At 60.3% G+C, this 22,189-nt stretch carries 22 protein-coding genes, 1 tRNA gene and 1 pseudogene; 10 read left to right on the forward strand and 14 right to left on the reverse strand.

Going from position 1 to position 22,189, the window contains the following annotated elements; translation table 11 throughout:
* Positions 1-24: 24 nt before the first annotated feature.
* Positions 25-1,581 (forward strand): CoA-acylating methylmalonate-semialdehyde dehydrogenase, encoded by a 1,557-nt coding sequence (locus tag ACIX9_RS01250; protein ID WP_013578656.1) that lies wholly within the window; start codon positions 25-27, stop codon positions 1,579-1,581.
* 90 nt (positions 1,582-1,671) lie between these two features.
* Entirely contained in the window at positions 1,672-2,301 is a 630-nt protein-coding gene (locus tag ACIX9_RS01255) for a DsbA family protein (RefSeq protein ID WP_232298765.1), read from the forward strand.
* Between the two features lie 33 nt (positions 2,302-2,334).
* Here the strand turns inward: ACIX9_RS01255 and ACIX9_RS01260 are convergent, their stop codons facing one another.
* The 10 genes from ACIX9_RS01260 to ACIX9_RS01310 form a co-directional block, all read right to left on the reverse strand.
* Entirely contained in the window at positions 2,335-2,898 is a 564-nt protein-coding gene (locus ACIX9_RS01260) for a DinB family protein (protein ID WP_013578658.1), read from the reverse strand.
* A gap of 133 nt (positions 2,899-3,031) precedes the next feature.
* A complete protein-coding gene (locus ACIX9_RS01265; RefSeq protein WP_013578659.1) occupies positions 3,032-3,799 on the reverse strand; it encodes a hypothetical protein in 768 nt (255 codons plus the stop codon).
* Positions 3,800-4,030: 231 nt separating this feature from the next.
* The gene (locus ACIX9_RS01270; protein ID WP_013578660.1) at positions 4,031-5,452 is read right to left on the reverse strand and encodes an aminotransferase family protein; all 1,422 of its coding nucleotides are present in this window, start codon (positions 5,450-5,452) and stop codon (positions 4,031-4,033) included.
* Between the two features lie 2 nt (positions 5,453-5,454).
* On the reverse strand, positions 5,455-6,909 hold the full coding sequence (locus tag ACIX9_RS01275; protein ID WP_013578661.1) for an NCS1 family nucleobase:cation symporter-1: 1,455 nt from the start codon (positions 6,907-6,909) through the stop codon (positions 5,455-5,457).
* Positions 6,906-8,318, reverse strand: coding sequence for a dihydropyrimidinase (gene hydA / locus ACIX9_RS01280; protein WP_041596875.1), 1,413 nt, complete (start codon positions 8,316-8,318; stop codon positions 6,906-6,908). The genes ACIX9_RS01275 and hydA overlap by 4 nt, the downstream gene beginning before the upstream one ends.
* Positions 8,319-8,372: 54 nt before the next feature.
* Positions 8,373-8,777, reverse strand: a complete 405-nt coding sequence (locus ACIX9_RS01285) for a hypothetical protein (protein ID WP_013578663.1) — start codon at positions 8,775-8,777, stop codon at positions 8,373-8,375.
* A 3-nt stretch (positions 8,778-8,780) separates the two neighbouring features.
* On the reverse strand, positions 8,781-9,836 hold the full coding sequence (locus ACIX9_RS01290) for a LysM peptidoglycan-binding domain-containing protein (RefSeq protein ID WP_013578664.1): 1,056 nt from the start codon (positions 9,834-9,836) through the stop codon (positions 8,781-8,783).
* A gap of 97 nt (positions 9,837-9,933) precedes the next feature.
* Entirely contained in the window at positions 9,934-11,403 is a 1,470-nt protein-coding gene (gene preA / locus ACIX9_RS01295) for an NAD-dependent dihydropyrimidine dehydrogenase subunit PreA (RefSeq protein WP_013578665.1), read from the reverse strand.
* Positions 11,390-12,736: an NAD(P)-dependent oxidoreductase gene (locus ACIX9_RS01300; protein WP_013578666.1), complete on the reverse strand. Its 1,347-nt coding sequence runs from the start codon at positions 12,734-12,736 to the stop codon at positions 11,390-11,392. Before ACIX9_RS01300 ends, preA begins: the two co-directional genes overlap by 14 nt.
* Positions 12,737-13,188: 452 nt before the next feature.
* A complete protein-coding gene (locus ACIX9_RS01310; RefSeq protein WP_013578668.1) occupies positions 13,189-14,463 on the reverse strand; it encodes a Zn-dependent hydrolase in 1,275 nt (424 codons plus the stop codon).
* A gap of 101 nt (positions 14,464-14,564) precedes the next feature.
* Here ACIX9_RS01310 and ACIX9_RS01315 point away from each other — a divergent pair, with 101 nt between their 5' ends.
* From ACIX9_RS01315 to ACIX9_RS01325, 3 genes are all read left to right on the forward strand, one after another.
* Positions 14,565-14,822, forward strand: a complete 258-nt coding sequence (locus tag ACIX9_RS01315; protein WP_013578669.1) for a surface exclusion protein PrgA — start codon at positions 14,565-14,567, stop codon at positions 14,820-14,822.
* 92 nt (positions 14,823-14,914) lie between these two features.
* A complete protein-coding gene (locus ACIX9_RS25355; RefSeq protein WP_013578670.1) occupies positions 14,915-16,090 on the forward strand; it encodes a PAAR domain-containing protein in 1,176 nt (391 codons plus the stop codon).
* Between the two features lie 124 nt (positions 16,091-16,214).
* The gene (locus tag ACIX9_RS01325) at positions 16,215-16,640 is read left to right on the forward strand and encodes a hypothetical protein (RefSeq protein WP_013578671.1); all 426 of its coding nucleotides are present in this window, start codon (positions 16,215-16,217) and stop codon (positions 16,638-16,640) included.
* Positions 16,641-16,805: 165 nt separating this feature from the next.
* Here the strand turns inward: ACIX9_RS01325 and ACIX9_RS01330 are convergent.
* The 4 genes from ACIX9_RS01330 to ACIX9_RS01345 form a co-directional block, all read right to left on the reverse strand.
* A tRNA-Ile gene (locus ACIX9_RS01330) sits at positions 16,806-16,882 on the reverse strand.
* A 9-nt stretch (positions 16,883-16,891) separates the two neighbouring features.
* On the reverse strand, positions 16,892-17,644 hold the full coding sequence (locus ACIX9_RS27605) for a tyrosine-type recombinase/integrase (protein WP_083808359.1): 753 nt from the start codon (positions 17,642-17,644) through the stop codon (positions 16,892-16,894).
* Positions 17,554-18,021: a hypothetical protein gene (locus ACIX9_RS25525; RefSeq protein ID WP_041596877.1), complete on the reverse strand. Its 468-nt coding sequence runs from the start codon at positions 18,019-18,021 to the stop codon at positions 17,554-17,556. Before ACIX9_RS25525 ends, ACIX9_RS27605 begins: the two co-directional genes overlap by 91 nt.
* Before the next feature lies 1 nt (position 18,022).
* Positions 18,023-18,634 carry a hypothetical protein gene (locus ACIX9_RS01345; RefSeq protein ID WP_198152133.1) on the reverse strand — a complete coding sequence of 204 codons (612 nt, stop codon included), beginning with the start codon at positions 18,632-18,634 and terminating at the stop codon, positions 18,023-18,025.
* A 92-nt stretch (positions 18,635-18,726) separates the two neighbouring features.
* On the opposite strand from ACIX9_RS01345, the gene ACIX9_RS01350 reads away from it, so the two are divergent.
* From ACIX9_RS01350 to ACIX9_RS01365, 5 genes and pseudogenes are all read left to right on the forward strand, one after another.
* Positions 18,727-18,942: a helix-turn-helix domain-containing protein gene (locus ACIX9_RS01350; protein ID WP_013578673.1), complete on the forward strand. Its 216-nt coding sequence runs from the start codon at positions 18,727-18,729 to the stop codon at positions 18,940-18,942.
* 251 nt (positions 18,943-19,193) lie between these two features.
* Positions 19,194-19,376 (forward strand): annotated as a pseudogene (locus tag ACIX9_RS24420) (SOS response-associated peptidase family protein); the annotation flags it as partial.
* 419 nt (positions 19,377-19,795) lie between these two features.
* Entirely contained in the window at positions 19,796-20,512 is a 717-nt protein-coding gene (locus tag ACIX9_RS01355) for a recombinase family protein (protein WP_013578674.1), read from the forward strand.
* A 24-nt stretch (positions 20,513-20,536) separates the two neighbouring features.
* On the forward strand, positions 20,537-21,274 hold the full coding sequence (locus ACIX9_RS01360) for a hypothetical protein (RefSeq protein ID WP_013578675.1): 738 nt from the start codon (positions 20,537-20,539) through the stop codon (positions 21,272-21,274).
* Positions 21,265-22,095, forward strand: coding sequence for a hypothetical protein (locus ACIX9_RS01365; protein WP_013578676.1), 831 nt, complete (start codon positions 21,265-21,267; stop codon positions 22,093-22,095). The genes ACIX9_RS01360 and ACIX9_RS01365 overlap by 10 nt, the downstream gene beginning before the upstream one ends.
* Positions 22,096-22,189: the final 94 nt, after the last annotated feature.

Below are 22,189 nucleotides of genomic sequence, written 5' to 3' on the forward strand. Positions count from 1 at the left end.
CGGTACTTCAAGGGGGATGGTGCGATGGCGACTTTGGTTTCTTCTGTGAGCGGTGCGGCTGAGGCGGAGCAGGCTGTGCGGAAGCTGACGCACTGGATTGGCGGCACGGCGGTTGCAGGAACTTCGGGCCGGTTTGGCGATGTCTACAATCCGGCCAGCGGGCGCGTGCAGGCGCATGTGCCGCTGGCCACCGATGCTGAGGTCGATGCTGCTGTGCAGGCTGCTGTGGCTGCGTTTCCGTCGTGGTCGGCTCAGCCTCCGCTGCGGCGGGCGCGAGTCTTGTTCCGGTTCCGGGAGATCTTCGAGCGGCGTCTGGATGAGGTCGCGGCGTTGCTGACCAGCGAGCACGGCAAGGTCAACTCCGACGCTCGCGGAGAGTGTACGCGCGGGCTTGAGGTCGTCGAGTTCGCCACCGGCATCCCGCAGCTCCTCAAGGGTGAGTACACCGAGCAGGTTGGGCCGGGGATCGATAGCTGGAGCATGCGGCAGCCGCTGGGGGTCGTGGCGGGGATTACGCCGTTCAACTTCCCGGCCATGGTGCCCATGTGGATGTTCCCCATTGCGATAGCGTGCGGCAATACCTTCGTGCTGAAGCCGAGCGAGCGCGATCCCAGCGTCTCGCTGCTGCTGGCGGAGATGCTGAAGGAGGCCGGACTGCCGGATGGCGTATTCAACGTCGTTCATGGGGATAAGTCTGCGGTCGACGCGATCCTGCAGCATAAGCAGATTCAGGCGGTGAGCTTTGTGGGGTCCACGCCGATTGCGGAGTACGTCTACCGCGAAGGCACGAAGACGGGCAAGCGAGTGCAGGCGCTGGGCGGCGCGAAGAATCACATGATCGTGATGCCGGATGCGGATCTGGACCAGGCTGCGGACGCTCTGGTGGGTGCGGCGTATGGCTCGGCCGGCGAGCGCTGCATGGCGATCTCGGTTGCCGTGACGGTGGGGGCGCAGACGGCGGATGCGCTGATCGGAAAGCTGGAGTCGCGGATTGCTAGCCTGAAGATTGGCGATGGTGCGGACGACAAGCCTGGGCACGCGGTCGATCTTGGGCCGCTGGTCACGAAGGTTCATCTGGAGAAGGTCTCGGGTTATCTGGCGACGGGGCAGAGCGAAGGCGCGGAGTTGCTGGTGGACGGACGTGAGACGGCGCTGCCGGCGGGTGACGGCTTCTTCCTGGGCGCGTGCCTGTTCGACCATGTCAAGCCGGAGATGAAAATCTATCGCGAGGAGATCTTTGGGCCGGTGCTGGGGATCGTGCGGGCCAACAACTTCGAGACGGCACTGGGCCTGATCAACGAGCACGAGTTCGGCAATGGCACGTCTATCTTTACGCGTGACGGCGATACGGCGCGGGACTTCGCCAATCGCGTGCAGTGCGGCATGGTTGGGATCAACGTGCCCATCCCGGTGCCGATGGCGTTTCATAGCTTCGGCGGCTGGAAACGCTCACTGTTTGGCGATCACTCCGTCTATGGCCCTGAGGGTGTGCGTTTTTACACGCGGATCAAGACGATCACGAGCCGCTGGCCCACAGGCATTCGCGCAGGCGTCGATACGACCATGCCGACGCTCGGCTAACGCTCAACTTTGCAAGTTCTGGAGAAATGAATGCTGCTGCGGAAGCGTGTTGTTGCCGGTCTGTTTGCCTTAGCTCTATCAACCCCACTGATGCACGCCCAGTTTTCGGGGCAGTCGCCGCGTGACAACTTCCGCGATACGTCCATCCTGCGCCCACCGGCCGGGAGCAAGGTTGCGATCATCGTGTTTGAGGATCTGGGCTGCCCGGCCTGCGCCAAGGCTCATCCGTACGAGCAGGAGGTGCAGAAGAGCACCGGCGCGACGCTGGTGCGGTATGACTTTCCGCTTGAAGGGCACATCTGGACCTTCGACGGCGCTGTTGCTGCCCGCTACATCCAGGACAAGATCAATCCGAAGCTGGCGGACCAGTTCCGCAGCGACGTCTTCGCCTCGCAGATGCAGATCTCAAACCGCGAGGACCTGCATGCGTACACGGACAAATGGCTGAAGGCCCACGGGCAGAACCCGCCGTTCGTGATGGATCCGGGCGGCAAGCTGGCTGCTGAGGTGAAGGCCGACTACGACCTTGGCCGCAGGCTGAACGTCGAGTACACCCCGACGATTGTGGTGGTCACGAAGGACCACTACCAGGTGATCTCCGGCACGGCCTCGCTCAACTTCGATCCCGGTAACCTGCAGCGTGCGACCGAAGCAGCGGTGGCGCAGACCAAGTCGGCTCCGGCACATGCTGCCGCGGCGAAGAAGACCTCGGCTCACTGAGACCCAAACGCCTCAGTGAGCCGGTGACGAAGATTACTTCTCGCTCGTCGGTGGGGCGATGTTCTTCAGCCGCAGGTAGGTGGATAGCTCCGCGTACTGTTCGTTGTCATGCGAGACATTGCCCCAGGCCATGCCGATGCGGGAGCGCTTGCCTTTGCCTTGCGTCAGCATCTCGGAGATGTTGGCATCGGTCAGTGCGCCGTAGGCCTTGTCGCACTCGGCGAACGAGGCTTTGAGGCCCGCGACGATGGCGTCTTTTCCAACTGCTTCGGTGGGAACGGACGCCGGATCGAACTTGCCGCCGTTCAGCGTGGTGCAGGTGTGGAACTGCGCCTCGGTGACGTGATTCACGACGCGCGCGTAGGTGCGGATATCGGCTGTGGGCTTGTAGTCGTAGTCGGCGGCGGGCATCTTCTCCGCAGCCTTGATGACGTTATCCTTCACGCGGTTGTAGGTCGCCAGCACCTCGCTGGCGGGACCGGTGGTGACCGGCGGCGCGGGCATCGGCATGGACATCTGCTGGGCTGAAGCGGGCAGCGCCAAGGCGGGCAAGGCAAGGGCGGCGGCGGAGGTAAGGGCGAGCAGCGTGCGATTCATGAGTGACCTTTCGCTTACAACTCTGAGAGTATCCGTACCGGGATGATGGAACAAGCGATACTTCCGGCTTGAAAGCACAAACGGCTCACCCGAAAAAACATCTCCAGGTGAGCCGTCAGTGCAGAGCGCAACGCTACGACTTCTTCGCCGCCGCACGCTTGGCGATACGCGTCACCGAGCCGTCCGGCATCACGATGTACTTGTCGCCGGTCGTCTCTTCGATGTACGAGTTCTTGCTGCCGGTGACGAGCGTGACCTCACGCGCGTCAGTCTGACCGGGTGCCGTCAGGATGAAGTGCTTGCCGTCACCGGTGTCCTGGACCGGAGCTTTGGCCATGGGAGGCGGAGCGACAGGAGCAGCAGCGGCGATCGCCGGCGAAGGTGCCGCCGTAGGAGCCGAGCCCGTGAAGGCCGTGATCTGCCCGGTCTGGCGGAAGTGGACGTACTCCGGTCCCTTGATGCCGGCGACGCACTGCGAGTAAGCGTCCGTGCCCACCTGCTGGCCGATGGCCGTGGTGCTGGCTACGTTATCGCTGTTACGGTCCGTGCGCTGGGTTGCACCGGTGGCTGCGGCAGTCTGCGCGCCGTTGTTGTTGCCGCCCCACCAGCCGTAGCCGCTCTTGCGGGAGATGGCGCTGGTGGCCGCACCGGTGATGCCGGTGACCGCGCCCTGCTTCATCTTATCGTTGTCCTGGCCGTGCTCGCGCTTATGCAGGGTGTCCTGCTCGGACGCAAGCTGTGAGGTGGCCTGGCCCCGGCACTGCGAGATCTGGTCGGCGGTGATGGGCATCATCTCCATGGTGATGCCGTCCGCGGGGCCGGCAGCGGGCGCCTGGCCGGAGGCGGCAAGGGCAAAGGCGGAGAGGCAGGTGGCCGTGAGGAGGGAAAGGGTGCGGGTCATAGCAAAATGCTCCTGGAAATTGAAGGTAATCATCCATACTGCTGAGCGTGCAAAGGCTCGTTTTTCTGGGGACGCGATTATCCTACGCCGAATTTTGTTCGTTGCAAGCCAAAAGACGTGTGTTTTCACAGGTTTCCCGGAGGGCGGGAAGATTGGGAAAAGCCGGGCCGCCGCCGGAATCGGGGAGATTCCAGCGGCAGGCTGCCGTGTGTTTCTGTCTAGCTGTCTGGTCTAGCTGTCGGAGGTCGCGCTCGTCGAGGTCACCAGGTTGAAGTCGAAGCTCACCTCCCGGGCACGATCCGGTTCAACCAGCGCATCCGCAAGGGCCAGGTGTTTATCCAGCGTTGCAATCCCGCGGTCGATCTCTTCCCTGGTCACGATCAACGGCGGCGCAACGACAAAGTGCGAGACCCACGCCTGGATGATGACGCCGTCCGCCATGCATTTGCCGGCGATCTGATCGACCAGCAGCGGCGTGCCCGACACCTTGTCCGAGTAGGTGTTGAAGGGCTCCTTGGTCGTCTGATTCTTCACCAGTTCGACGGCCCAGAAGAGACCCTTGCCACGGACATCGCCCACGGAGGGATGCTTCGCCTTCAACTCCCGCAGCTTGGCTTCGACGTACGGAGCAAGCTCCGCGGAGCGGTCGACAAGGTTGAGCCGCCGCATCTCGTTGATGGTCGCGACCGCAGGCGCGAGCGTCATGGGATGCGCCTCATAGGTGTGGCCGTGGGAGAAGTAATGATCCTGGAAGAACGCGCCGATCTTCTCGCTTGTGGCGCACAGCCCGAGCGGCACGTACGCGCTGGTGATGCCCTTGGCGGTGGTGAGGATATCCGGCACCACGCCCCAGTGCTCCATGGCGAACCACTTGCCGGTGCGCCCCCAGCCGGTCATGACCTCATCTGCAATCAGCAGCACACCGTACTCGTCGCAGATCTTGCGGAGCTTCGGCATGTACTCCTCCGGCGGCACGAGCACGCCGTTGGTGCCGACGATCGGCTCGACCAGCACGGCCGCTACGTCAGACTCGTTGCGGATCATGTGTTCCAGGTAGTCGGCGCAGGCGATCCCGCAGGCAGGATACGTGTGCTTGATGGGACAGCGATAGCAGTTGACCTCCGGCGCAAAGATCACGCCCTGCTGCTTGCCGCGCGGCTCCATGGCCCAGCGGCGCGGATCGCCCGTAGCGGCAATGCTGCCGGCGGTCGAGCCGTGATAGCTACGGTAGCGCGCGATGATCTTGGTCTTGCCCGTATACATGCGGGCGATCTTGAAGGCGGCCTCGTTCGCGTCCGTGCCGGAGGTGGTGAAGAAGAACTTGTTCAGCGAGGGCGGCAGGATCTCCAGCAGCAGCTTTGAGAGCTCTGCACGGCAGGTGGTCGCATAGCCCGGCATCGCATACGCAAGCTCCTCGGCCTGTGCGGCGATGCTCGCGATGACGGCAGGATTCTTGTGCCCCAGGTTCGAGCACATGAGCTGCGAGGAGAAGTCGAGATATTGCTTGCCGTTGCCGTCGGTGATCGTGCAGTCCTTGGCATCGACGATATGCAGCGGATTCCAGCTTTTCTGGAAGCGCCAGGTGCCGTAGTTGGTGGTGCGGACGATATCGACGACTTCCTGCGAGGTGAGGGTACTGCCGGGTGTGCTCATGGTTACGGCCTTTCGAGCTCAAGTGACTGCTGCAAGGTTGAGGTTGCACCAACGGAGGTCATCAGCGCAAGGTAGACGCCCGCCGAGACAAAGAAACCGACGAACCACGCGCCGCTATAAAGCCAGTGCAGCGCGGGCACCACGAGCCCCACCAGCGCCAATGCAACGCCCGCCACCAGTGCGATCAGCGCTCGCGGATTGATGCCGCTGGAGTACTCGTAGGCCCCGTTGCGGCGGTAGAGATCATCCAGCGATAGCCGCCGATGCCGCAGCAGAAAATAGTCTGCGACCATGATGCCCGCCACCGGGCCCAGGAGCCCGGAGTAGCCCACCAGCCAGCTTGTGAAGTTGGAGGAAGAACTCATCAGCTTCCAAGGCATGATCGCGAGGCCCAGCACGCCGGTGATCAGGCCGCCGGTGCGGAACGAAATGCGGCTCGGGGCTAGGTTGGCGAAGTCGTTGGAAGGTCCGACGACGTTGGCCCCGATGTTCACGTTCAACGTCGCGACCAACAGGCCGATCAGCGCGAAGAAGGCCACCACCGGCTGATGAAACTTGCCCAGCAGCTCAACCGGCGACCAGATGGGATGGCCGAAGACGACGGCCGACGCGGAGGTGCAGGCGATGCCCAGCGACGCGTAAAGCGTCATCGCCACTGGTAGCCCAAAGGCCTGCCCGAAGATCTGCGCGTCCTGCGACTTGGCATAGCGCGTGAAGTCCGGGATGTTCAGCGAGAGCGTCGCCCAGTACCCCACCATACCCGTCAGCGCCGGCAGAAAGAAGGCCAGAAAGCTGCGTGTCGTATGGAACTGCGAGGGCGCAGCCAGCATCGGCCCCAGCCCGCCGGCGCGGTGATACAGAAAAGCCAGCAGAGCGAGCGACATGATCGCCATGAACGGCGCTGAGAAGCTCTGCAGATGGCGGATGGATTCCACGCCCCGATAGACGACGATCATGTTCAGCAGCCAGAAGCCGAGGAAGCAAGCCCACAGGATCGGCTGAGAGCCGGCAGTGGAAGGTGCCAGCACGCCGACCATGGCGGCAATGGCACCGCCGCCGATCCAGCACTGAATCCCGAACCAACCGCACGCCACGATCGCACGCAGCAGCGCCGGAACGTTCGCGCCCCGAGGCCCAAACGGCGCACGCACAATGACAGGGAAGGGAATGCCATACTTCGCTCCGGCGTGCGCGTTGAGCAGCATCGGAATCAGCACGATGAGGTTGCCCAGCAGGATCGTCAGCACCGCCTGCCACCAGTTCATGCCGCCTGCGATCAACCCCGCCGCCAGCATGTACGTCGTGACCTCCATCGACATGGAGAACCACAACGCAATGTAGTTGTACGTGCCCCAGGTGCGGTCTTCGACGCTTGTCGGCGCAAGGTCAGCGTTATAAAGCCGCGGGTCCGGATCGCTTATCTCAGTGGAACCACGCGTGGTGGGAGCGGCGATCAAGCCATTCCTCCGGCGTTCGCCTCGGTCCGCAGGAAGCGCCCGTATCCTGCTTCGCCTACGAAGCGGCCCTCATCCACAATCAGCTTGCCGCGCGAGTAAACCTTGCTGGCATTGCCCTTCACGGTCCAGCCTTCGAACATGCTGTAGTCCGTGTTCATCGCCTGCGTGGCCGCGCTGATCGTGTACTCCGCGTTCGGATTCCACAGCAGCACATCCGCATCGAACCCTGCCGCGATCTGCCCCTTCTGCGGCAGTCCGAAGATCTTTGCGGGCGCAGACGAGGTCAGTTCCACAAAGCGCTCCGGCGTCAGTAAGCCTGCGTTCACACCGTAGTGCCACAGCAGTTGCAGGCGGTTCTCGATCCCCGGCCCACCGTTGGGAATCTTCGTAAAGTCGTCCTTGCCCAGCGCCTTCTGGTCTTCAAACCTGAAAGGACAGTGATCGGTCGAAACCACACTCAAAGACCCATCCGCCAGTGCCTCCCACAACGGCGCGTGGTTCGTCTTCGAGCGCAGCGGCGGCGTAAACACGTACTTCGCCTCGTCGAAACTCTTGCCCGGCATCTGCTCCTCGAGCGAGAGCACCAGGTACTGCGTACACGTCTCCGCCAGCGCCTTCAGACCACGCGCCTGCGCCGCCTTCAGCTCCCGCAGGCTGTCCGTGTTGGACAGATGAACGATATACACCGAAGCCCCGGCCATCTCCGCCAGGGCAATCGCACGGTGCGTCGCCTCCGCCTCCGCCTGTGTGCTGCGGGTCAGCGCATGGAAGTGCGGGGCCGTCTTGCCTTCGGCCAGCGCCTGCGCCACGATCACGTCGATCGCCGCACCATTCTCCGCGTGGATCAGGCACAGCGCCTTCAACTCCGCCGCATGCTGCATGACGCGGAACATCAGCCCGTCGTCGATCATCAGCACATTCGGATACGCCATGAACAGCTTGAAGGTCGTGATGCCTTCAGCCACCATCGCGTCCATCTCACGCAGCGTTTCGTGCTCGGAGCCTCCATGCGGGTTCAGGTCCGTGATCGCCATATGCAGCCCGTAGTCGATACACGCCTTTCCCGCAGCCTTCCCACGCCAGACCGTCAGCGCATCGCCCAGCGTATGCCCGTGCGACTGCAGCGCGAAGTCGAACACCGTCGTGGTCCCACCCACCGCTGCCGCGCGAGTCCCGGTAAAGTAATCGTCCGCGGACGTCGTTCCGCCAAACGGCATATCCAGATGCGTATGGACGTCGATCCCACCCGGCATCACCAGTAACCCCGTCGCATCCACCACCGTATGCCCGGCCGGATCGAGCCCAGCCGCGACCGCGACGATCCGCTCGCCCTCGATCAGTACATCCGCCTTCACGCTGCCGCCGGCGTTGACTACGGTCCCATGCTGAATCAGTACACTCAAAGCCATCTCTCCTTCACATCCATGACGACAACCGTCCTTCATCAGAGCCGCGCGCCTGTATCAGCGTCTGGTCGTGCGGCGATTCACAGCAAAGTCCAGTACAGCCAGCACGCCAATCACGATCAATAAAACAAAACTCATCGCCCCCACTACAACCAGGTCCCCGCTGAAGACGTTCCAGGACTGCACCATGCCGCGCATAGACAGGAACCCGTACACCCCGTACACCATCCCGGCCATAGAGAGTACCGCCAGCCATGGGCGAGCCTTCGCCACGCGCCAGTACAGCAGCGCCGCCGCGACCAGCAGTCCACCCTTGATCCAGTCGCCGCTGCCGGCCGTCATCGCCTGCCCCCATGTGGCATGGCCCTTGAGATACATGGCGGTCATCAAGCGGGCTGCGAAAAAAAAGCAGCAGGCTTCCAGCAGGATCGCAACCGCAACCAGAATGGGTAATCTCTTCAACCGCTAAATCCCTTCTTTTCCTGAAACCTTTGCGCTTCCGTGATGCCACATCGCGGCTCCTGACGCGAACAGCGCCAGCGCCGCCGCATAAGAGAGTGGTGTCTCGACCAGACCCGCGCCTGCCGTGAAAAAGTCCTTCACTGCATCAGCGACCACCACCACCCCGCCCGCAAGATAGCAGATGGCGGCTCCAATCACCATCGCGATACCCAGAACCTTGGTCCACACCGGCACATGAATCTCAAACTTCTTCGGCTCCGGCGGCAGCCCACCCTTGACCTTCACCTCAAGCTCATAGCCCACCACACCTTCAAACTCGAACCCGTGGTAGGTGCCCTTGATCTTCTGTCCCTGGTACGTGTACTTGAAGCCGTTCGGCGGCACCAGCGCGAACTCCGTCGTCGCCAGTACCTTATCCCCGGACCGTATCGTCGAGCCTACCGCCAGCGCGACCTCCGCCTTGCCGTCCTTGACGCTCGCCGTGCTCTTCGTAAACAGGTCCTTGAAGACTCCGTCCGCTTCCTTCTTGTACTCGGACTCCATTCCTTCTTTCGTCAACGTCAATCCGCCCGTGATGACGCCTTCCTTCTGCAGCGTCACTTCACCCTTCAGGCTCAGCTTCAGCTCCGCGACCGGCGTCTCGGTCTGCGCGATAACGCCGGCCAGCTCATACTTGAACGCCGGAAACAACACCGGCCTCGCATGCTCAAAGGGGCCGCTCCGAGTCGCTTCATTCAGCTTCTCCGTCGCGTGATCGTGAACCGGCATGGGCGAGGGGGGGGGCGGAGGCAGGGGTGGTGTAAGAGTCTTCGTGACCGGGGTCACTGACGCTGTCGGCTGACTCTCAGGCTTGCTCGCCGCCCGGTGCCGTGCCGAGCCGGCGGGAGGGATGATCAGATCCAGGCCAATTGCAATCGGCTTGCCACGCTTCAGATGGTTCGCGTAGCTGATTCCAGGCCAAAGATCCCCATGACCATACGCATGGTTGGCGATCTTCCACAGCGTGTCGCCGCGCTTGACCCGGTAGCGTTTAAATCTAGGAAACGTCGTCTCGCTCATGGCCGTTCACCATCCGCTTCGCATCATACGCCAACCCCGTCGACAGAAAGATGTGGGGACGCCAACGTGCACGGCATTCGCGCGGATGGCTCGCTTTTTAGTGTCCTTCAGCAATGCCGACCTCGCTTCCACCCGCAGGTGCAAGTCCCGCGGCGCTCCGTTCTTCCCAGCTCTGAAACGGCAGCCCAGTCTCCACCCGTTCCATCGTGATGCAGTCCTCCACCGGGCACACCAGGCTGCATAAATTGCAGCCCACGCACTCATCCTCATCCACTCTTGGAATACGTGCAATCGGTGTTACAGATGAGTTCACGCCCGCGCCGGACAGGTCCAGCTTCGGAATTGGAGTCGTTGTAATGGTCTTGGCGGAGAGGCCCAGCACCATCGCCGGCGTAGGCTTGCCATGCGGATTCGCCTCATGATGGGTGTGGCGAGGATCGGTCCCTGCAGGCACCATCTCCGCCCCACCCTCCGCACGATCCAGATGAATGCACTGGTGCGCTCCATCCCAGCAGGCCGTATAGCAAAGCTGGCAGCCGATGCACTTGTCCGCATGGATCTTCGCCACGATGCGGTAGTTCAGGTTAAGCTGCTTCCACTCGCGGACATTCGGAAGCGAAAGTCCACGGAAGTCCTCGATCGTCTCAAAGCCCTTTGCCGCCATCCACTCCAGCAACCCATCGGCCATGTCTTCGACGATCCGGTATCCATAGTGCATCGCCGCCGTACAGACCTGCACGTTGCCGCAGCCCAGCAGGATGAACTCCGCCGCATCCTTCCAAGTCCCAATCCCGCCGATGCCCGAGAGCGGCAGCATCGCATCTTTGTCCGCCATGATCTGCTGGACCATGTTCAGCGCAATCGGCTTCACCGCCGGCCCGCAGTACCCGCCATGTGAACTCTTCCCATCCACCATCGGACGAGGCTCAAACGTATCCAGATCGATGCCGGTGATGGAGTTGATCGTGTTGATTGCGCTCAACGCATCTGCGCCGCCGCGCTTGGCAGCACGCGCGGGCATACGGATGTCGGAGATGTTCGGCGTCAGCTTCACGATGACCGGCGTGCGCGCACGTTCCTTCACCCAGTACGTGATCTGCTCGGCATACTCCGGCACCTGCCCTACTGCGGATCCCATACCGCGTTCGCTCATCCCATGCGGACAGCCGAAGTTCAGCTCCAGCCCGTCGGCACCGGCATCCTCGGCCTGTGCGACCATGTCATGCCACACCTCGCGCTTGCTTTCGACCATCAACGATGCGATGACGACATGCTTCGGATACCGCCGCTTGACCTCGCTGATCTCGCGCAGGTTCGTCGCAATGGGGCGGTCGCTGATGAGTTCGATATTGTTGAACCCCATCATCCTCTGCCCCGCCCAATCGATGGATGAGTAACGCGAGCTCACATTCGTGATCGGCTCACCGATGGTCTTCCACACCGCCCCGCCCCAGCCCGCGTCGAACGCCCGCATGATCTGCTCGCCGCAGTTGGTCGGCGGCGCGGAGGCCAGCCAGAAGGGGTTCAGGCATTTGATACCGGCGAAGTTACATTCAAGCGTTGGCAGCGGCGGCCTCCTTGCTCTTCAGCATTGCAACGATCCCCATCCCAGCCCTCTTCCCATCCGCAACGGCATCCACGACTTCACGCCCGCCATTCGTACAATCACCGCCCGCAAAGAACTTCGGATTCGTCGTCTGCCCGGTCGTACGTTCAATCAGCACGCGTCCCCGCTCCAGCTTCACACTGCCACCGGCCAGGAATGACGTATGCGTTGCCTGCCCAATTGCCAGCACGACCATATCCACCGGCAACGTAAACTCCCCACCCGGTCTCGGCACCAGGGAGCCATCCTCGGCGTTCTCCAGCAGAGCCAACCGAAGTCCCTCCACCTTGCCGTCCCCTTCGATCCCCGCCGGGGCCATGTGCCATAGAAACTGCACACCCTCCTGCTTGGCGTGTTCGTACTCAAAGTCGAATGCCGACATCTGCTCCGGCCCACGCCGATAGATCATGTGAACCTCTTCAGCGCCCAGCCTGACCGCCGCAATCGCAGCATCGATCGCCGTATTGCCCGCGCCCACCACCGCCACGCTCGCCGGCACCGTCGTGATCGACCCGTCCTTATATCCTTCGATCAGATCCAGCGCATTGGTGACGCCCTCAAGCTCTTCGCCGCTCACCCCAAGCCGATGAATCGCCCCCAGCCCCATCCCCAGAAACACAGCGTCGTACTCAGCTTCTAAAGCCGCCATCCCGGCAGCATCGACCGTCATGCCAAACTCGAACGCCACCCCCAGCCGCGCAATCATATCGATCTCCCGCAGACTCTCCGCCAGCGGCAGCTTGTACTCGGCGATTCCGTACGTATTCAATCCGCCCGGCAGCGCTCTCGCGTCGAAGATGGTCGCGGCCACGCCATGCTTCCGAAGCTCCGCGGCACACGCAAGTGAAGCAGGGCCGGCGCCGATCAGCGCGACCTTCAATCCTGTGTCGGCAGCGGGCGTGAAAGGCAGGTTCGTCCCCGGCGCATGAAACGCGTCCATCGCGAACCGCTGCAGCCGCGCAATCTCAATCGGCTGCTTGTTGTACCGGTGCATCACGCACGCACCTTCGCACAGGACCTCAACAGGGCACGCGCGGCTGCAGCTTGCGCCCATCACGTTCGCATCCAGGATCGTCCGCGCTGAGCCGCCCAGGTTCTCGCTGGCAATCTTCTTGATGAACTTCGGCACGTCGATGTGGGTGGGACAAGCCGTCATGCAGGGCGCGTCGAAGCAGAACAGACAGCGGTTCGCCTCAGCCAGCGCGGCCTGGCGGTCGAACGAAGGATGAAGGTCGGCAAACCGCGCAACCGTCTCCTCCGGGGTCACAGCCTGCGAAATAAAGGTCTCGGCCATCTATTCTCCTCGTACTCGTAAAGGCTGGGCGGAGGCGCCCGTAACCCTGTTGAGACACAAAATGTCACTCGGGAAAGATGATTATGCACCATCCAATTTCTCAGGGGAAGTTCTGAACACAGTTCCGAAACAGGAACAGTCACAATTTCTCTTAATCGAGCTGCTTTATACGGGAGCCCCCCTTCTAAACTAAGTTTTTCATCAGACAGAGTTGGAGGAAAGCGGAAGTTCGTCAAACGATCTCCCGAACTCGCCTATGCACGTTATAAAGGTGACCTTAATCCTATTGGGCTTTTGGCTCGTAATCTCGTTCCACTTCGCGCTGATTCTTGGATCGTTCATTGCCAGTTCGCGCGTCCCCCCAGAGTCTGAGTTGGGTCGCGGACCGGAGCGTCTCCCCAAAGCAAAGCTGTATCGGCTCAAGATCCACAAATAGTCAGCCCGAACACAACTTAGGCAAACTCCGCCAGCGTCCGCGCAGCCAGGCCGCCAAACGCCTTCACCGCCATCGCCAGGTGCTCCTCCTTCGTATCCTCCGCGCTGTTATGGCTCAGCCCGTTCAGAGACTGCACAAACACCATCACCGTCGGAATCCCCGCACGCGAGACCTCTGCCGCATCATGCAGCGGGCCTGAAGGCAGTAGCGGAGCCGCGCCCGCCACCTCCTTCACTGCCTCCGTCGCCAGCTCAATCAACTTCGGGTCAAATGGAATCGGCTCGATCGACCAGATCCGTTGCCACTCCACCGTGCAACCCTCCTCGGCGGCAAACCGCTCGCTCGCCGCCCTGGCATCCGCGAACATCCCGGCCAGAATCTCCGGATACAGATCCCGCATATCCAGTGTCGTCTCGCACCGCCCCACCACCGCCGTCACGATGCCCGGAAACGTCTTCACGCTCCCCATCGTCGCGACCGAATCATGAGAACGCTTCCGGGCAATCGGCCGAATTTCCAGTGCCAGCTTCGCCGCCGCGGCCAGCGCATCACGCCGCACGGTCATTGGCGTAGAGCCGGAGTGCGCCTCCTGCCCATGGAACGTAATCGCATGGCGTTCGACACCTTTGGTCCCCAGCACCACCGCCAGCGGCAGTCCCAGCCCTTCCAGCACCGGCCCCTGCTCAATATGCAACTCCAGATAGGCCGCCGCATCCTTCTGCTCCACCGCCGCCTCGCCAATCCGCTCCACGTCATAGCCGCACGCCTTCAGCGCCGCCTCCAGCGTCATGCCCTCCCGGTCCGTCCGCCCCCGGTCCGCCGCAATCGAGTGCGCGCCCGCAAACGCAGAAGACCCAAACAGACTCCGCCCAAACCGAGCGCCCTCCTCATCCGCCCAATCCACCACGCGGATCGTCATCGGGGGCCGCCCTTCGTACACCTCCGCCATCCCCCGTAGCACCTCCAGCGCCGTCAACACGCCCAGGCACCCATCCAGCCAACCACCGTTCGGCACAGAGTCCAGATGCCCCCCCATCAGCAGCGCCTGCGCGGATTCGCCCGGCAGCGTCGCCCAAAGGTTTCCCGCCGCGTCATAGCGCCGTTCCAGCCGCGGAGCCGTCTTCGCAATCTCATCCAGCTTGCCTTCGAACCAGCTGCGCGCCTTCAGCCACACCGGCGTCCAGGCCACCCGCTGCGCGCCATGCTCGTCGCCGGTCAGCGCCTTCAACTCCCGCAGGTCCGCCAATACCCTCGCCGGCTCCACGCCCGCATTCGCTTTCGTTCCTGACATGCCCAACCTCCCAGCCCCGTTTCATCCGGGACCATGGCCTGAAGCATAAATCAGGCGACAACCGCGCCGTCATCCTCATCCAACCTTTCAGGAGAATCAAAATGAAGCTTCACGCCACCGCCACGGCCCTGCTCTTCGCGTCCCTCGCCCTTACCGGCCTCGCCCAGACCCCCGTCCCATCCAATACCCAGGACACCAAGATCACCAAGTCTGATCTCAAGCAGCAGGAAAAGGCCAACAAGTCACAGGCCAAGGCTGACAAGGCCCAGCGCAAGGCCCTCAACACCAAGCAGCAGAAGAAAGCCGATAAAGCCCAGGACAAGGCAAATCGCGAAGCCGCTCCTCTCTCTCCGCAGTAAATTTTGCAGAGCGGAAGCGTTTCGGATGACCTCCCCAGAGAATCCAAGTAACATGATCTGGCAAAGCCGCCCCCGGGGAGATTGAGCCGTATATGCCGCCAGCAGCCCGCGTCACCGACATGCATACCTGTCCCATGGTGACGGGAATCGTTCCTCACGTCGGCGGCCCCATCCTTCCGCCCGCTGCGCCCACCGTGCTCATCGGTTTTCTGCCCGCCGCCCGTGTCACGGACATGCTCGTCTGCGTCGGACCGCCTGACATCATCGTTAAAGGCTCCGCCGGCGTCTTCATCAACTTTCTTCCCGCCGCCCGCATGGGAGATATGACCGCTCATGGCGGCGTCATCATCCTGGGCGAGCCCACCGTCATGATCGGCGAGATCGGCTCGCCCTCGCCTGGCGCGGGCGGCATCGGGGGAATCGTCGCCGGCCTCGCCGGTGCCGGTTTGGACCCCAACTCCGCCAATCAGAGCAAGTACGCCCACAACGCAAAAAATCATAAGCTCCAGTCTCCCTGCATAGGCAAAGGACTCGCCGCCTCAGCCAATGAGAAGGCCTTCGCCAAGGACATGAAGCAACTCCAGAAGGACTGGAAGACTCTCACCCCGGCCCAGCGACAGCAGCACATGAAGGATATGGTCAACAAGCAGTTGGCCAAAAGCGGTGTCCCCACCGTCGGCATCTCGCCCAACCCCACCATGGGCCCCGGCACCAACGGCCAGATGAACTTTCAGAACTGGCGTCTGGACATGAATCCGGCCCTCATGAACTCGCCGGACCTCACCAATCAGCAGACCGAAGATCTTGGAAACACCCTCTACCATGAGAGCCGCCACGCCGAGCAGTGGTACCTCATCGGCCGCAAGGAAGCCGGCGAAGGCAAGACCGCAGCTCAGATTCGACAGTCCACCCAGATGCTCGGTTCCACGGCCACCGCTGCCGCCGCCCATCCTCTTGCCAAGAATGACCCCATGGCCGCCTGCGCAGGACAGATGTTCAACAGCGTTTATGGGACCGGCGCCGCACACCGTAATACGGTCCTTACCGCCCTAGGACCCAACCGCACCGCTTACAACGCCGCCCTTGCCAACTACAACGCCGTCAACGCCAACCCCGCCAGCACCCTCGCGCAGAAGCAGGCAGCTTATGCTGCCTACCAGTCGGCCGCTGCCACGGACACGGCAAACTACAATCAGTACCGAGCTCTCCCAGAGGAGGCAGATGCCTGGCACGCGGGAAACAGCGTTGGCTCACTCCTCCATCATTAGCCGCGTCGCTGCGCTGGCCTCGCTGGCGCTCCTCTGCGCCGCCTGCCGCCAGCCTGGCCCGCCGCAGTCTGCAACCGCCTCAACTCAGCCCCCCTCAGCAAAAGCAACATCAGGAGAAACCAGGATGGTCAGTATCCAGCAAGTCGCCGAGGCACTCATGCAGAAGGACGTCACCGTCGCCGCCCTCGCGCCCAGACTCGGCATCGTGGAAGAGAAGGGCATGGACGACTACCGCGTCAAGCCCGACACCCCCACCATCCTTCAGATCTCGCTAGGTATCCCAGAGGGCAAGGATGCCTCCGCCGCGCCCAGCTTCATCGAGTACTACTTCGCAGTCGATCACCCCACTCACCTCGCAGCCGCGCTGCCCGGCTGCAAGGACTGGCGCCAGATCCCCGGCAACCCCGGAGCCTCGCCGTACCTCTACTCCTGCCGTTTTGCCGGCTCCACAGAGCGCCTTGAAGTCAACTTCGTAGCCACCCTCACAGAAGACATCAAGACCCCCACCGCCGCCCTTCAGACGATGATTCTGCAGCGCAACATCGATTAGCCTAGCCAAATAAAAGTGCCCAAAAGTAAAATGCACGCGAAGGGCCAAACGCGAAAAAACATGGTGCGAAATCACCAAAACCCAGTAAAGACGCACCTCCCACCAGCGCGCCCTAGAGTAATTTGTGGTTGATTTGTGGTCGAAATGTGGTGATGTGTGGTGCAGTGGTGGGCCCACAAGGACTTGAACCTTGAACCAACGGATTATGAGTCCGCTGCTCTAACCAATTGAGCTATAGGCCCATCAACAACTTACGCCGTTTTCTGATGGGGGTGATGGGAGGATTGTAGGGACTGTTTCCCTTCCAACTTCGCATTTGCCCGACCGTTCAGAGCTTCCAACCTCTCAAAAGCCGTTTCGCAGCTATCGAGTGTTGGATGGACGTACCGTTGGGACACCGTGACGCTGGAGTGTCCCGCCAGCCTCATAATTGTAAATGCGTCCGTCCCCGCCTCCCCCAGGCGCGTCAGGAACGTATGGCGCAATCCGTGAAGGACGAACTCTGCCGGGAAGGCCTGATGCCGTTTGCCGTCCACCAGAGGCCCCCTGACGCGACTGTGAAGATGATTCAGGCTAGTGACCAGAATGGGGACGGTCGGGGACTTGCCAGGGAACGCAAAGGGCGATTCGGACACCTTGCGGCGGGCGAATAGAACAGCGGACGCCCTTGCCGTTAGAGAAAGACTCCGTTTCGCATTTTGACTCTTGCCCTCCCGAATCTTGAGAGAGCCGAATTTTGCCGCGCCGGTCGGTTCAAAGCGAATGTCTTCCCAGCGCAGATTCAACAACTCCCCAATCCTCAAGCCCGTATCCAACATGACGGACGCAACATCTCGCAATAGGAGAGGGCACGCCTCCAGATACCGAGCCTCCTGCTCATGGGTCAGCACAAACGTCCGTATGCGCTCCCCTTTCAGCAGTCGCACCCTCGGGCCTTGACGATTACCTTCCAATCCTCTGCGAGCCTCAGGGCGCGTCGCAGCGTCGCCAACTCCCGATTGCATGATGCGGGTGAGACAACGGCGCGGCGGGCGGTTACATAGCGTTCAATGAGTGCCTCATCAATCGCATCAAGGCGCGCCTCACGCAATGGGCGATATTTCAAAAGGCGAACCGTCCGATCCGCGTAAAACCCGACCGTTGCGGGTTTATCGGCAGACCGCACCCGGATAGCGTCCATGAAGGTTTTCGAGAACTCCTGAAAGGTTGGCATTTTCTTGCGTTCCACAATCCCAACGTCACCCTTTGCAAGAGCCGTGCGGAATGCGTTTTCAATATCTCCAGCGGCCCGGAAATTCTTCGTTTTAGTGCTGCGGCAATACCGCCGACCGCCGTAAACGAATTCAAAATAATAGACACTTCCTCGTTTGAAGATCGCCATTTCATTTCACCTTTCCACTCTGTTTGAGCGCGTAGTAATCCCGCATATACAGGCGACGCTTTGCTTTGAAGGCGTCCGTCTGTTCGTAAGCTCGGTGCCTGCAATTTTGGGAACAGGCCCTTTGATCGCTCTTCCTTGCAAAAAACCAAAGGTGGCATTCGCATTGGCGCATCAGTTCCAGGCGCCTCGTTTCTAACAGACCGACAATATCCCTTACCGCAAGCTGCTCCCCTAAGGCCCGGTTCGCGCCCAACGCGTAGGAGATTGCGAGTATCGCTTTATCGTCTTCGTAAGCGATTTCCAGAAAAGGCACCTGAACGAATTCCTGAATCGATAGTTGTATCCGAGCCATTTCCTCCGTGATCTCGGGGGGCGGAGAATCGAAGAAATCGAAATTGGGATGGTCCGTATCGAAGCGACTGAGGCGGCCAGAGCATTCGATCAACTGACGAAAGAGCGTCATCACACGTTTTCGCGAGGCCGCCGTTGGCCTGCCCAAATAGGCTTCGATCCCCGCGTCGTTCGCGCCGTTGAGCCAGCGAATGAGAGCCATCGGAGGAGCATTTTTACTCGTTTTTTTTGTGGTACGTTTGGGCATATCTAACACACGCATTTAGGTATTACATCGTGTGTTAGAAAGCATACCGCGTGGAGCTTGTTTGCGCCACACTGGGTTTGTAGTTATTTCGCTTGGGAGGTAGACACATGGACGCACTTCTATCAATTGACGAGGCCGCCCGTAGGCTTGGCGGTCTTAGCAAATACACCATTCACGCATGGCTGAGTTCCGGGAAGTTGAAGAGGACGAAGCTGGGGAGTCGCACGATGATTCGCGAGTCGGAGCTGGAGCGCATTGCGAACGAAGGCGAGGGCGGCAAATCCGCAGGGCGCGTCCGTGAGCAGGCGAGCGATGCCGCCTGAAGTCTTCCACGGCTTCCGCGCCGTCGCATAGGCCGACGGAATCACTTGTATCCAAACGTAAAAAACCCGGCGGTTGCTGCCGCCGGGCGCATTGCATGGGGTGTCTATGTCGAAGTTATCATCCGCCCAAATCAGGGACAAGGGCGCATCCGCGCTTGCAAGGAACAATTCTTTCCAGAATAAACGGGGAGAGTCGTTAGGCGGGAGTGATCCTGCTTTCCTAGTGAGTGGGATAGACCCGTACCGTTCACACCCGTATGCCGGTGATCTTGCACGCGAGAGATTACGACCGTTGGCTATCCAGAGAGCCGACAGAGCAACTCCCCTTGGACCTGCTTCGTCCGTTCGAATCTGAGGATATGGAAATGGCACCCGCGAACCCGCTGGTGGGGAACGTCAGGAATAATGGACCTGAGATGCTGAACAGCGCATAGTTGGTTTGGCGAAGAGGTCCGCGCGCGCGAGGAAATATGCGACGATTGGCGGGCGAATTTCTGGAGTCCATATGCGCGCACAGGTGAGCCGTTAGCGTCTGTGACTCACCATAACGCTCTCAGGTGTCACATTCTCTATAGACCGTACATAGCTTGAGACGCGCGCTCCACCTAATCCGCCGGGTTCCCGTGACTTGAGGGGGCCGGGGGTGACTCCACCCTCCCCCTTTCTCCGGGACTCCAGCATAAGGGGCGACCTGTTGAACCATGTTGACCTTTGTAGACATTTCTTACGCAGTACGCGCGCGCGAGGAATGGATACCGAAACAAACCGGCGCAAGTGAGTGCTTGCAGCGCCTGTCTCTGAGTGTTACATTTACTTCAACGTTGGTAGAAGCAAACGTAACGGAGCGCGGACAATGGCAAATGGCAAATTCATCTCCTACCTCAGAGTTTCAACAGCCCGCCAGGGTGCAAGCGGTTTGGGCTTGGAAGCGCAACGTGAGGCTGTGAGTCGTTACTTGAACGGAGGACGCTGGACACTAGTTCAAGAGGTGATGGAAGTTGAGAGTGGGAAGCGGAATGACCGCCCCGCGATTGCTGAGGCCCTGCGTCTCTGTCGCCTTCATAAGGCGACCTTAGTAATTGCTAAATTGGACCGTCTGGCACGCAACGTGCACTTTATCTCTTCACTCATGAAAACAGGGGTTGATTTCATCGCTTGTGACTTTCCCGAGGCCAACCGCCTCACCGTGCATATTTTGGCCGCTGTCGCCGAACACGAAGCCACCATGATTTCGGCTCGTACTAAGGCCGCGCTTGAAGTGGCAAAAGAGCGTGGGGTCACACTGGGCGGTATGAGGGGGAATCTGGGGCGAATGGCTTCAATGGCTTCTCATGGAACGCAAAGAAGTGCAATTGTGAGAGCAGACAGGGCCTCAAAGCGAAGCGCGGATCTGCTTCCCGTCATCAATGAATTGCAACGTGGAGGGTTACGGACCCTGCGGGAAATCGCCGAGGGCCTAAATTCAGCGGGTATATCGACCGCTCGCGGAGGGAAGTGGAGCGCCACCCAAGTCATGCGAGAATTGCGTTCTGAGGCGAACTGGCAAGACCACTCCCGCCAACCTCGATAAGCCCTGACAGACGGAGAACGCAGCGTGAGTTGGAAACCATTCGATTTTGGCGTGACCGAACTTCGGAGCCTTGACGGAGTTGTGGGCGAAGATAGCGGACTGATCCATAGCACTCGGCCTGAACGCGCGACGGGGTATGACGGCCTCAGTTATTTTGTGAAGGGGCCTGAGTTGGAGATAGTTTTCGCTGAACTCACCGGATGTATATTGGCAAATGCCGTTGAACTTCCTGTTCCCTGTGCGCGTGTGTGCAGTTTTCAAGGCAATCTGCTTGCGGGAACACGGAAAATCTCTCAAGTGCGCGCTGCGATTGACATGTTCATTTCTAGCCCTCGCCTAGTTACGAACCATGAAACTCTTTACGATGCGGCGGTGGTGGATGTCTGGTTAGCAAATTACGATAGAAACATGGGGAACATTGTCGGTACTCCGAATGGAGGCAGCAAGATCGATTTCGTTTTCATCGACTTTGAGAAATCCATAGTGTTGCGTCAGTATCCCAACATGCTCGCGGCACAGCGCGCACCAAGAGATTTCTGGCCCAGTGAAGATTTGGGCAGGCTGATGAGTGAGCGAAAGCCTTTATTTCCACCGCCAGGCATCATGAGTCGAATCCGGGGGATGAACGAAAACCGATGTCTAGAGATTTCCGCCGAAGTTGCAGATGCGCTTGGCGGCGTACCTTGGCACGAAGATACCGCATTTGTTCTCGCCGCACGGGCAGCCAACATTGAGAGATTGACGAGGGAAGTATGGGCATAGACACGATGCACGAAACTGCTGCTCAATACCGTCTCCTTTATATGCAACCCGATCCCGAAGTAGGGGAAAACATCTGCGTTGCAGTCATGTTCGGTGATGATTTATTGTTCGATCCAACTTTTTCAAAAGTGAAATGCCTCACCAGAGAATGGAGACCGGGTCTCCTTCGTTTGTATATGAATGAGATACGCATGACTCTATTGCGCGACACCTCTAATTTCGAAGTCTCCATCAAACGATTCGCCCCACTATTTAGCGCATCACGACCGCGATATCTAGCCACTCCCGTGGCCCCTGAAACGAAAGTTGCGTTATATCAGGCCTACGTCGCCAATCGAAGCACGCTAGATGCTGCCGCCCGGAGACGTGAATCTTTTGTAGAGCATGTGAACAGATTCGTCACCGCCCGAGAACTACCGCCTTCAACGGAAGTGATCGCAAATGCCACGGGCCGGGAGGTTCTCGGTCGCACAAAGGTCTCTGTCCGCCCCGTGGCACTTGCTTTGAAGGGATTGGCGCAGACCGTGTTGGTAGATGGTATCGACCTCAACCTTGACAGTGCAAAAATTGCAATTCAACAAGCGGGCCGCATTACCCACACTTTCTGGCAGTACAGGCTCTATGGAGCAGAGCAGAACAAAAACATTAAGCGCGTCGCCTTAGTCTTCAACGGAAATTCGCACAAGAAGGCAGATTTGAGAGATGCCCATGATTTCGCCTTTCAACAGTTCCAAACCGAATCCGACATCGTGATCGACGCAGCATCCGAAGATGCGGACCGGCAGGTGCAAGGCTTCTTGGAACATTATTTGGGTCGATAAGAATTCAGAACGCCATAGAGATGAGGGCTGCCATGCCCGGAAGGTTGCCAGAGGATAGGGCATCAAGTGCATAGTGAAACCGCACCCTTTTGCT

The sequence above is a fragment of the Granulicella tundricola MP5ACTX9 genome (genome assembly GCF_000178975.2).
Taxonomy (GTDB): Bacteria; Acidobacteriota; Terriglobia; order Terriglobales; family Acidobacteriaceae; genus Edaphobacter; species Edaphobacter tundricola.